General features: G+C 47.0%; 9 protein-coding genes. 8 read left to right on the top strand and 1 reads right to left on the bottom strand.

Annotated features, from left to right (window positions below; all coding sequences use genetic code 11):
- Positions 1 to 8: 8 nt before the first annotated feature.
- The 7 genes from tgt to DXC01_RS03960 all read left to right on the top strand — a co-directional run bounded on the left by tgt (position 9) and on the right by DXC01_RS03960 (position 8549).
- On the top strand, positions 9 to 1151 hold the full coding sequence (tgt, locus tag DXC01_RS03990; protein WP_118698320.1) for a tRNA guanosine(34) transglycosylase Tgt: 1143 nt from the start codon (positions 9 to 11) through the stop codon (positions 1149 to 1151).
- A 106-nt stretch (positions 1152 to 1257) separates the two neighbouring features.
- Complete coding sequence (gene yajC, locus DXC01_RS03985) at positions 1258 to 1563, top strand: preprotein translocase subunit YajC (protein ID WP_022214566.1); 306 nt, start codon at positions 1258 to 1260, stop codon at positions 1561 to 1563.
- A 197-nt stretch (positions 1564 to 1760) separates the two neighbouring features.
- A complete protein-coding gene (gene leuB, locus DXC01_RS03980) occupies positions 1761 to 2846 on the top strand; it encodes a 3-isopropylmalate dehydrogenase (protein WP_022214567.1) in 1086 nt (361 codons plus the stop codon).
- Positions 2847 to 2916: 70 nt separating this feature from the next.
- Positions 2917 to 4590, top strand: coding sequence for a dihydroxy-acid dehydratase (gene ilvD / locus DXC01_RS03975; protein ID WP_022214568.1), 1674 nt, complete (start codon positions 2917 to 2919; stop codon positions 4588 to 4590).
- 38 nt (positions 4591 to 4628) lie between these two features.
- Positions 4629 to 6320: a biosynthetic-type acetolactate synthase large subunit gene (gene ilvB / locus DXC01_RS03970; RefSeq protein ID WP_118251357.1), complete on the top strand. Its 1692-nt coding sequence runs from the start codon at positions 4629 to 4631 to the stop codon at positions 6318 to 6320.
- Positions 6304 to 7386, top strand: a complete 1083-nt coding sequence (gene serC / locus DXC01_RS03965; protein ID WP_118251358.1) for a 3-phosphoserine/phosphohydroxythreonine transaminase — start codon at positions 6304 to 6306, stop codon at positions 7384 to 7386. The genes ilvB and serC overlap by 17 nt, the downstream gene beginning before the upstream one ends.
- Positions 7386 to 8549 carry a phosphoglycerate dehydrogenase gene (locus tag DXC01_RS03960; RefSeq protein WP_022214571.1) on the top strand — a complete coding sequence of 388 codons (1164 nt, stop codon included), beginning with the start codon at positions 7386 to 7388 and terminating at the stop codon, positions 8547 to 8549. The genes serC and DXC01_RS03960 overlap by 1 nt, the downstream gene beginning before the upstream one ends.
- Before the next feature lie 78 nt (positions 8550 to 8627).
- Here DXC01_RS03960 and DXC01_RS03955 read toward each other — a convergent pair whose 3' ends face one another.
- Positions 8628 to 9599 carry a carbohydrate kinase family protein gene (locus DXC01_RS03955; protein WP_118698319.1) on the bottom strand — a complete coding sequence of 324 codons (972 nt, stop codon included), beginning with the start codon at positions 9597 to 9599 and terminating at the stop codon, positions 8628 to 8630.
- A gap of 203 nt (positions 9600 to 9802) precedes the next feature.
- Between DXC01_RS03955 and glgB the strand changes: the two genes are divergently transcribed.
- Complete coding sequence (glgB, locus tag DXC01_RS03950) at positions 9803 to 12094, top strand: 1,4-alpha-glucan branching enzyme (protein WP_118698318.1); 2292 nt, start codon at positions 9803 to 9805, stop codon at positions 12092 to 12094.
- The last annotated feature ends 56 nt before the right edge of the window (positions 12095 to 12150 follow it).

Here is a 12150-nt window from a genome sequence, read left to right as displayed (position 1 = left end):
GAACAAAAATGGCAAAATATACATTAATGAAAACGGAGGGGCGTGCGAAGAGGGCTCAGTTTGAGACTGTGCATGGTACGATCCAGACACCGGTGTTTATGAATGTGGGTACGATCGGGGCGATCAAGGGAGCTGTTTCTACGCAGGATCTTTATGAGATCGGAACACAGGTGGAGCTTTCCAATACTTATCATCTCCATGTACGTCCTGGTGACAAGATCGTGAAGCAGCTTGGAGGACTTCATAAGTTTATGAACTGGGAGCGTCCGATTCTGACGGACTCCGGCGGATTCCAGGTGTTTTCCCTTGCAAAACTCCGCAAGATCAAAGAAGAAGGCGTACATTTCCAGTCACATATTGACGGACACAAGATCTTTATGGGACCGGAGGAGAGCATGCAGATCCAGTCCAATCTGGGATCTACGATCGCCATGGCATTCGACGAATGTCCGAGCAGCGTGGCAGACAGAGACTATGTACAGAAATCTGTAGAGCGTACCACACGCTGGCTGGCAAGATGTAAGGCAGAGATGGCACGTCTGAACAGCCTGCCGGATACCATCAATAAAGAACAGCTTCTGTTTGGCATCAACCAGGGAGCTGTTTACGAAGATATCCGTATCGAACATGCAAAAGAAATCGCCAAGATGGATCTTGACGGCTATGCGGTCGGCGGACTGGCAGTTGGTGAGACACATGAAGAAATGTACCGTATCCTTGATGAAGTCGTACCGTATCTTCCGCAGGACAAACCAACCTACCTCATGGGTGTCGGAACACCGGCGAATATCCTGGAGAGCGTAGAGCGAGGAATCGATTTCTTTGACTGCGTATATCCGAGCCGTAACGGTCGCCATGGTCACGTATATACCAACCACGGCAAGATGAACATGTTCAATGCCAAATACGAGCTGGATACCCGCCCGATCGAGGAGGGATGCGGTTGCCCGGCATGCCGCCATTACAGCAGAGCCTATATCCGCCACCTTCTCAAAGCAAAAGAAATGCTCGGAATGCGTCTCTGTGTTCTGCATAACCTGTATTTCTACAATCATATGATGGAAGAGATCCGCGATGCACTGGATGAAGGCAGATTTGCTGATTACAAAAAAATGCGTCTGGAAGGATTTGCAGCAGGAGAACAGAAATAACACACAAAATGCAGAAAAATACTTGAAGTAAAAGGCTTTTTTGTGTATGATAGTGTATAGTGTTCCTGAATAGCAGGAATGTAAGTTAGAACAGGAGGAATCATAAATGAGCAGCACAGCAAGCAGTACCGCAAGCATGGGTATGATGATTTTATGGATGGTTGTTATCTTTGGAGTAATGTATTTCCTGATGATCCGTCCTCAGAAGAAAGAGCAGAAGAGACTTCAGGCAATGCTCAACAGCATGGAAGTCGGTGACAGTATCGTTACCACAAGCGGCTTCTATGGAGTGATCATCGACATGACAGAAGAAGATGTGATTGTAGAATTCGGCAATAACAAGAACTGCCGTATCCCAATGAGAAAACAGGCTATTGCAGAGGTGGAGAAGGCAGAACAGGCATCCGCATAACTGCAAATAAGAAAGTAAGTGCTGCGTCAGATGCGGCACTTCTTTTTTTATAAAAATCGTTTACTTTTATAACACGTTCTAACTTTTACGTAGTAAAGGGTTGAAAAGTGCCAGAAAGTGCGTTATTATAATAACAATATCCATGAGGAAAGGACTCTGCGCAAGATTCGTGTGATGCAGAGAGAGGAAATGAAAAGATGGAATACAAGATTGCATTGATTCCAGGAGATGGAATCGGACCGGAAATTGTCAGTGAAGCCAAAAAAGTTCTCGATAAAGTATGTGAGAAATACAACCACACCTTTACTTATTCAGAGGTACTGCTTGGAGGCGCATCTATTGATGTCCACGGCGTACCGCTTACAGATGAGGCAATTGCTACAGCCAAAGCCTCTGACGCAGTTCTGATGGGCTCTATCGGCGGTGATGCAAAGACATCCCCATGGTACAAACTGGAGCCGTCCAAACGTCCGGAAGCAGGACTCCTTGCTATCCGTAAAGCGCTGAACCTTTTTGCAAACCTTCGTCCGGCATACCTTTACAAAGAACTCGAAGAAGCCTGCCCGATCAAAAAAGAAGTGATCGGAGACAACGGATTTGACATGATCATCGTCCGTGAGCTGACCGGCGGTCTTTACTTCGGCGAAAGAAAGACCATTGAAGAAGACGGTGTAAAGAAAGCAATCGATACACTTTCCTACAATGAAAATGAGATCCGCCGTATCGCGATCAAAGCCTTTGACATCGCAATGAAGAGAAGAAAGAAAGTCACAAGCGTAGACAAGGCAAACGTTCTGGATTCTTCCAGACTCTGGAGAAAAGTCGTAGAAGAAGTTGCAAAGGATTACCCGGAAGTAACTCTGGAGCATATGCTGGTTGACAACTGTGCAATGCAGCTTGTACATGATCCGGCACAGTTCGACGTTATCCTGACAGAGAACATGTTTGGCGATATTTTATCTGATGAGGCAAGTATGGTGACAGGTTCCATCGGAATGCTTTCTTCTGCAAGCCTCAATGAGACCAAATTTGGTCTGTATGAGCCAAGCCACGGATCCGCACCGGATATCGCAGGACAGAATAAAGCAAACCCGATCGCAACGATCCTTTCCGCAGCAATGCTGCTCCGTTACTCACTCAACCTTGACGAAGAGGCAGACGCAGTAGAGGCAGCTGTACAGAAAGTCCTGACAGACGGATACCGTACAGGTGACATCATGTCCGAAGGATGCAAAGCTGTCGGAACAAAAGAAATGGGAGATCTGATCGCAGCAGCGGTGTAAGATACCAGGAGTGCTATGCACGGAACAATCCGTAGGTATCGTATAGATTGAATAAAGAGGAGATAATAAAATGAGAAGTGATTCAGTAAAAACAGGCTCACAGCAGGCACCTCACCGTTCCCTGTTTAATGCCCTTGGATTAACAAAAGAAGAGATGGAACGTCCGTTAGTCGGAATCGTAAGTTCCTACAATGAGATCGTACCTGGCCATATGAACCTTGACAAGATCGTAGCAGCCGTAAAACAGGGGGTTGCAATGGCTGGCGGTACACCGATCGTATTCCCGGCGATCGCTGTCTGTGACGGTATCGCAATGGGACACATCGGAATGAAATACTCTCTGGTAACAAGAGATCTGATTGCAGACTCTACAGAGGCAATGGCAATGGCTCATCAGTTTGATGCCCTTGTTATGGTTCCGAACTGTGACAAAAACGTACCTGGACTTCTGATGGCAGCAGCCAGGATCAACGTTCCGACTGTATTCGTAAGCGGCGGTCCGATGATGGCAGGTCATATCCACGGACACAAGACAAGCCTTTCCAGTATGTTCGAAGCTGTTGGATCTTATGCAGCAGGCAAGATCACAGAAGACGAACTGACAGAATTCGAGAACAAAACATGTCCTACATGTGGATCCTGTTCCGGTATGTACACTGCAAACTCCATGAACTGTCTGACTGAGGTTCTTGGTATGGGACTTCGTGGAAACGGAACCATTCCGGCAGTATATTCCGAACGTATCCGTCTTGCAAAACATGCAGGTATGCAGGTTATGGAAATGTACCGCAGAAACATCCGTCCGAGAGACATCATGACAAAGGAAGCAATCCTGAATGCCCTGACGGTAGATATGGCACTTGGATGTTCTACCAACAGTATGCTTCATCTTCCGGCGATCGCTCATGAAGTCGGAATGGACTTTGATATCAGTTTCGCAAACGAGATCAGTGCAAAGACACCGAACCTCTGCCACCTTGCACCGGCAGGCCCGACTTACATGGAAGATCTCAATGAAGCCGGCGGTGTTTACGCAGTCATGAACGAGCTGAACAAAAAAGGACTTCTCCATACAGAATGCATGACAGTAACAGGCAAAACAGTAGGCGAAAATATCAAAGACTGTGTAAACCTCAATCCTGAAGTTATCCGCCCGATCGACAATCCATACAGCCAGACCGGTGGACTTGCAGTCCTCAAAGGAAATATCGCTCCTGACGGCGGTGTCGTAAAACGTTCCGCAGTCGTAGAAGAAATGATGGTACACGAAGGACCGGCAAGAGTCTTTGACTGCGAAGAAGATGCGATCGCAGCGATCAAAGGCGGCAAGATCGTAGCCGGAGACGTTGTAGTCATCCGTTATGAAGGACCAAAAGGCGGTCCTGGAATGAGAGAGATGCTGAATCCGACATCTGCGATCGCAGGTATGGGACTTGGATCTTCTGTAGCTCTTATCACAGACGGACGTTTCAGTGGTGCATCCCGTGGAGCTTCCATCGGACATGTTTCACCGGAGGCAGCCGTAGGTGGACCAATCGCCCTGATCGAAGAAGGCGACATCATCAGCATCAACATTCCGGAACTCAAACTGGAAGTCAAAGTATCTGATGAAGAGATGGCAGCAAGAAAAGCAAAATGGCAGCCACGTGAACCAAGAGTCACAACCGGATATCTTGCAAGATATGCTGCAATGGTTACCTCAGGCAACAGAGGAGCGATCCTTGAAGTGCCGAAAGCAAAATAACTGAAATCATTCATTTTATATACACAGGAGGAAACACAATGCAGCTTACAGGTGCAGAGATCATCATTGAGTGCCTTAAGGAACAGAAAGTAGATACTGTTTTCGGTTATCCGGGAGGCGCGATCCTCAATGTCTATGATGCTCTCTATAAACACAGTGATGAGATCCACCACGTTCTGACTTCTCATGAACAGGGTGCATCTCATGCGGCAGACGGTTATGCCCGTGCTACAGGCAAAGTCGGAGTGTGCCTGGCAACCTCCGGACCTGGAGCTACAAACCTGGTTACCGGTATCGCGACCGCATACATGGATTCTGTTCCAGTCGTAGCGATCACCGCTAACGTAGGCAAACCACTTCTCGGAAGAGATTCTTTCCAGGAAGTTGATATTGCCGGTATTGTAATGCCGGTCACAAAACACAGTTTTATCGTAAAAGACATCTCCATGCTGGCAGACACACTCCGCAAGGCATTTTATATTGCCAAGAGCGGACGTCCGGGACCAGTACTGGTGGATGTGACCAAAGATGTAACAGCAGCAACTTATGAATATTCCCTGCGCCGTCCGGCTACGATCAACCGTGAGACTGAGACGATCCGCAGAGAAGATCTGGAAACTGCTGCACAGATGATCGAGGAAGCAAAGAAGCCGTATATTTTTGTCGGCGGCGGATGTGTGATCTCCGGAGCTTCCAAGGAGATCAGCGAACTGGCACATAAGATCCAGGCTCCGGTCTGCGATAGCCTTATGGGCAAGGGCGCTTTTTCCGGAGAAGATCCTCTGTATACAGGAATGCTTGGCATGCATGGAACCAAGACTTCCGACCTTGGCGTGACACAGTGCGACCTTCTGATCGTTCTGGGTGCACGTTTCAGTGACCGTGTCACAGGAAATGCCAAGACCTTTGCAAAACAGGCAAAGATCCTGCAGATCGATGTCGATGCGGCAGAAATTAACAAGAATGTTGTGGTAGATGCGTCTGTAATCGGAGATGTAAGAGAAGTTCTCCGCAGACTTCTGGAAATGATTCCGGAAAAACAGCATCCGGAGTGGATCGAGCATATTCAGGAGATGAAAGCCAAATATCCTCTGAGTTATGATCATTCCCAGCTCACAGGACCATACATTATAGAGAAACTCTACGAAATCACAGGTGGAGATGCAATTATCTCAACAGATGTCGGTCAGCACCAGATGTGGGCCGCACAGTACTTCAAGTACAAAGAACCTCGTACCTTCCTGACTTCCGGTGGCCTCGGAACGATGGGATACGGACTTGGAGCTGCAATCGGTGCCAAGATGGGAAGACCGGACAAAACAGTTGTCAACATCGCTGGAGACGGCTGTTTCCGAATGAACATGAATGAGATCGCGACAGCAGTACGCTGCCATAAACAGCTTTTACAGATTGTCATGAACAATCATGTACTGGGTATGGTACGTCAGTGGCAGACCTTATTCTATGAACACAGATATTCACACACCGTTCTTGACGATGCCGTGGATTTTGTGAAAATATCTGAGGGCATGGGAGCGAAAGCGATCCGTGTTACGAAGATGGAAGAAGTAGAGCCGGCGATCCGCGAGGCTCTCGCAACAGACGGACCTGTAGTACTGGACTGCTGGATCGATCAGGATCTCAGCGTGTTCCCGATGGTACCGGCAGGCGCAAGTCTGAATGAAGTTTTTGACGAGGAGGATATGAAGAACAATGAGCAGAGTGTATAATTTTTCTGCAGGACCGGCCGTACTGCCGGAACCTGTGCTGAAAGAAGTAGCAGATGAGATGATGGATTATCAGGGAACAGGCATGTCCGTAATGGAGATGAGCCACAGAAGTCCTGAATTCCAGAAGATCATCGATGATGCAGAGCAGGATCTCAGAGACCTGATGAACATCCCGGATAACTACAAGGTATTATTCCTTCAGGGTGGTGCTTCTCAGCAGTTTGCCATGATTCCGATGAACCTTATGAAAAACGGAGTAGCTGACTATATCGTTACCGGTCAGTGGGCAAAAAAAGCATATCAGGAAGCACAGAAATACGGAAAGGTAAACAAGATCGCCTCTTCCGAAGACAAAACCTTCTCTTATATCCCGGACTGCAGCGATCTTCCGATTAGCCCGGATGCAGATTATGTATACATTTGTGAAAATAATACAATTTACGGAACAAAATTCAAAACTCTTCCGAATACAAAGGGAAAAACTCTGGTAGCAGACGTTTCTTCCTGCTTCTTATCTGAGCCTGTAGATGTAACCAAATACGGCATCATCTACGGTGGTGTCCAGAAAAATATCGGACCTGCAGGTATGGTAATCGTCATCATCCGCGAAGACCTCATCACAGAGGATGTCCTTCCGGGAACACCAACCATGCTTACATATAAGACACATGCAGATGCAGGTTCCCTGTACAACACACCGAACGCTTACTGCATCTATGTATGCGGCAAAGTCTTCAAATGGCTCAAAGCTATGGGCGGACTGGAGGAAATGCAGAGAAGAAACATCGAGAAAGCCAAGATCCTCTATGATTTCCTGGATCAGAGCAAACTCTTCAAAGGCACAGTAGAGCCGGCTTCCCGTTCTCTGATGAATGTTCCTTTCGTTACAGGTGACAAAGACATGGATGCCAAATTCGTCAAAGAAGCAAAGGCAGCAGGTCTTGTAAACCTCAAAGGACACAGAACTGTAGGCGGTATGCGTGCAAGTATCTACAATGCAATGCCAAAAGAAGGCGTAGAAGCCCTTGTTGCATTCATGAAAAAATTCGAGGAGGAAAATGCATAATGTTCCAGTATAAATGCCTCAATCCAATCTCCCAGACAGGTCTCGGCCTGTTTGGAGATGATTACAAACAGACAGAAGAAATGAACGATGCCGATGCAGTCCTGGTAAGAAGTGCTAAGATGCATGACATGGAACTTCCGGAAAATGTCAAAGTCATCGCCCGTGCAGGTGCAGGTGTCAACAACATCCCGGTTGATGTATGCGCAGAAAAAGGTATCGTAGTATTCAACACACCAGGTGCAAACGCAAACGGTGTTAAGGAGCTTGTTCTTGCAGGAATGCTCCTTGCTTCCCGTGATATCGTTGGTGGTATCGAGTGGGTAGCACACGAAGAAGACAAAGAACACATCGACAAACTGGCTGAGAAACAGAAAAAACAGTTTGCAGGATGTGAGATCAGCGGTAAGAAGCTTGGTATCATCGGACTTGGTGCGATCGGAGCCATGGTTGCAAACTCTGCAACACATCTGGGAATGGAAGTTTACGGATATGACCCATTCATCTCCATCGATGCAGCATGGAACCTTTCCAGAACCATCAAACACAGCAAATCCCTGGATGAGATCTACAGCCAGTGCGACTACATCACCATCCATGTACCGCTTACAGACAACACACGCAAGATGATCGACAAAGAAGCTTTCACAAAGATGAAAGACGGTGTCGTTCTTCTGAACTTCGCAAGAGACCTTCTCGTTGACGAGGATGCCCTTGTAGAAGCTCTTGACAGCGGCAAGGTTAAGAAATACGTAACAGACTTTGCAAATGCAACCGTAGCAGGCAGACCGGGAATCCTCGTAACACCACATCTTGGTGCATCCACAGAGGAATCTGAAGAAAACTGTGCAGTTATGGCAGTCAAAGAAGTCAGAGATTTCCTCGAAAACGGAAATATCAAAAACTCCGTAAACTTCCCGAACTGCGACATGGGAACCTGCGTGGCAGTCGGACGTATCACCATCGCTCACAAAAACATCCCGAATATGATCAGCCAGTTCACCAAGATCCTCGGAAGCGAGGGACTGAACATCGCGGATATGACCAACAAGAGCCGTGGTGGATATGCATACACCATCATCGACCTGGAAAGCGCAGCATCCAAAGAAGCTCTGGATGAACTCAGAGCAATCGAAGGCGTGTCCAAAGTACGTGTGATCAAATAAGAATATACAGACAAAAGAATCCCGGATGATCCGAAATGGACCGTCCGGGATTCTTTTGTATATAAATGGCGTTAAAAATTATTTACGGCTTGCGATAAAGCTTTCCACTTCCTCACGTGTCGGCATAACTCTCAGGGCACCTTTGCGTGTGGTGATGAGGGATGCGGCTGCGTTTGCGAAGGTGAGAAGTTCTTTGAGGTTTTCTTCTGTGAGGTTCTCAAGGCCGTGGTCGAGAACGTAGTTCAGGGTGCTTGCGCAGAAAGTATCTCCGGCACCGGTGGTCTCGATGGTGTTTTCCTGGAGGAAAGGAGCTGCCTCTACGATCATGTCCTTGTAGTATGCGCGGCTTCCGTCCTTGCCCATGGTGATGAGGATGAGCGGGATGTTGTATTTTTCCTGGATCATGGCAGCACCCTTGTCATAATCTGTGGTTCCGCACATGAACTCTACCTCATTGTCAGAAATCTTTAATACATCACATTTGGACATGCCATATTCGATCTCCGCACGGGCATCCTCGAGAGATTTCCAGAGAGGCGGACGCAGGTTCGGGTCAAAGGTGATGATGCATCCGGCTTCTTTCGCAAGATCGATCGCGTGGCGTGTAGCTTCACGTACACCCTCATGAGTAGAAGAAAGTGTTCCAAAGTGGAAGATACGGGAAGCTTCGATCAGATCCTTCTGAACTTCTTCTTTGGTGAGCATCATATCTGCGCCCGGATCACGATAGAAAGAAAAGTCACGGTCACCATCCGGATAAGTATGTACGAAAGCGAGCGTGGTGTGGCAGTTTTCATCCATGATAAGGTTACGGGTGTCAATGCCGACTTCCTCAACAGCAGTCTTTAACTGTGTACCAAACATGTCTTTGCCGACTTTGCCGATGAAAGCAGTCTTTTTGCCAAGACGTTCCAGCATGGCGAGCACGTTACATGGAGCACCGCCAGGGTTTGCTTCCATCAGGGGATTGCCCTGAGAACTGTTTCCGTTTTCTGTAAAGTCGATCAGTAATTCACCGAGAGCGGTTACGTCAAATGTTTTGTTTTCCATAACGAAAAACCTCCTTGGATTTCTGAAATTTGTTTCCTGGATATCAGAAAAACTCTAGTTTCAATTTATCGTACCAGAGCAGTTTTGTCAAACAAATTTCGTTCTATTCTTTATTTTTATTGGAAAAAATGATAAACTATTATCAAAGAGATGACATTTGCAGAAACGTTTGACAGCAGCATCTCAGAATGGAGGCAGTAGTTATGGAAAGCAAAGCATACGAATATATGGACTGGCCGAGAATTGAAGCAGTGGTTTACGGAGAGGAAGCATCCCCGAAGGATGTCATGGCTCCGCGTCTTACGACAGACGGCGTTCTGATCCAGGGATTTTTCCCGGAGGCAGATAAAACAGAAGTTCTGGTCGGCTCCCGCAAATATGAAATGGAACAGGAAGACGAAGCAGGCTATTTTGCAGCAATGATCCCGGGAAGAAAGATCCCGGATTATAAATATCGCGTCACCAAAGGAGAAGAAACAAAGGAATTTGCAGATCCTTATGCATTCTCCGGCCAGATCACAGAAGCAGAGGAAAAAGCTTTCTGCGCTGGTGTTTATTATCACGCGTATGAGAAACTGGGCGCACATCCCATGGAGATTAATGGTGTTAAAGGAACCAGCTTTGCAGTATGGGCACCGAACGCGATGCGTGTCAGTGTTGTAGGTGATTTCAATGCGTGGGACGGAAGATGCCATGCGATGCACAGAATGCCGATGTCCGGTATCTTTGAACTTTTTATCCCGGGTGTGAAAGCAGGGGATATCTACAAATATGAACTGAAACTCAAGGGAAACAGGATCGAGCTGAAATCTGATCCATACGCAGCATGCACCGAGGTTCCACCGGCAAATGCATCTGTTGTGACAGATACCAGCACTTTCCAGTGGGAAGATGAGATCTGGATGAAAGAGCGTAAGAAATTCAGCGACCGCAAACAGCCAATCTCCATTTATGAAACTTCTCTTACAGAATGGAAAGATGCCACAGAGCTCGCAGATTTTGTAAAGAAACTGAACTATACCCATGTAGAACTGCATCCGGTCATGGAATACCTTGATGACGAAGCAGGAGAATACAGCACATTTGCTTATTATGCACCGACCAGAAGATTTGGCACGCCAGAGGATTTTCAGAAGGTTGTCAATGAACTTCACAAGGCAGGGATCGGTCTGATCCTTGACTGGACACCGTCTCATTTCCCGAGAGTGGAGGGAGGTCTTGAGCTTTTTGACGGAACACCGTTGTATGAGAATCCAGATCCGTCCATGGCGATCCATCCGATCTGGGGAACCCTTCTTTACAATTTCGACAGCCCGATGGTTAAGGATTTCCTTCTGGCAAACGCTTTTTACTGGCTGGAAGTTTATCATGTAGACGGACTCCGCCTGGACGATGTAGATTCCATGCTGTATCTTGATTTCGGCAGGGAATACGGACAATGGAAGCCGAACATCTACGGAACAAATGAAAACCTGGAAGCAGTAGAATTCCTGAAACATCTGAATTCCATCCTTGATAAGAAACTTCCGGGAACCCTCACGATCGCACAGGAGGACGGCCTCTGGTCCGAACTCACCGGAAGCGTGGAGGATGATAACATCGGCTTTGATTACAAATGGAACAACAACTGGGCAGGAGATTTTCTTGCTTACCTTTCCAAAGATCCGATCGAGAGAAAATATGTCCACGATCAGCTCACTCTGTCCATGATCTATGCTTACTGTGAGCATTACGTACTGCCGCTTGGAAGCCGTGAGGCAGGAAATCTCGCTGAATTTATGGAGAAACTTCCGGGAGATGAGGCACAGAAATTAAGTCAGGTCCGTGCGGCATATGCTTATATGATGATGCATCCGGGCTGTACCATGATGGCTCCGGGCAAAGAACTTCCAGAGGAGATGGAGAAATTTATCCATGACCTCAATGAGCTGTACCGCACCCATCCGGCACTGATCCAGAAGGATGATGAGTACGATGGATTTGAATGGATCCAGCTTATGAAATATGAGGAAAACGTCCTGACTTTCATGAGAAAGACAGACAAGCCGGAAGAAACGCTTCTCGTTGTATGCAACTTCGCGGCTGTTCCATATACAGACTATAAAGTAGGCGTTCCGTTCTTCGGCAAATACAAAGAAATCTTCAACACCGACGCCAAAGAATATGGCGGACAGGGAACGGTAAATCCGAGAGGAAAGACTTGCAAGCAGGATGAGTGCGATGAGAGAGAGTATTCCATCAAACTCAAAGTTCCTGCACTTGGCGTGACAGTATTTTCCTGCACACCGACCAAGAAAAGAGAAGCAGTCTCTGCCCCGGTGAAGAAAACTGAGAAAAAACCTGTGGCAAAGAAACCTCGCGTTTCCAGAAAATCTTCCAGGGCCGCTGTCAAGGAACCGGCGGCTACAGTGAAAGAGGAGAAGAAAGTTCTTGTAAAAGAAGCAGTTACTGCACCAAAGAAAACCAGAAAAACTGTAGCGAAAGAAACAGCATAAAAAATAATTCGCTGTAAATGAAGTTACAGCATAAAAATTAAAATTTGTTCTTGATT

The organism is Blautia sp. OM07-19 (assembly GCF_003481595.1).
GTDB classification, from domain to species: Bacteria; Bacillota; Clostridia; order Lachnospirales; family Lachnospiraceae; genus Blautia_A; species Blautia_A intestinihominis.
Note: the sequence above shows the minus strand (reverse complement) of the source record. Positions and strands in the feature narration are given on the sequence as shown.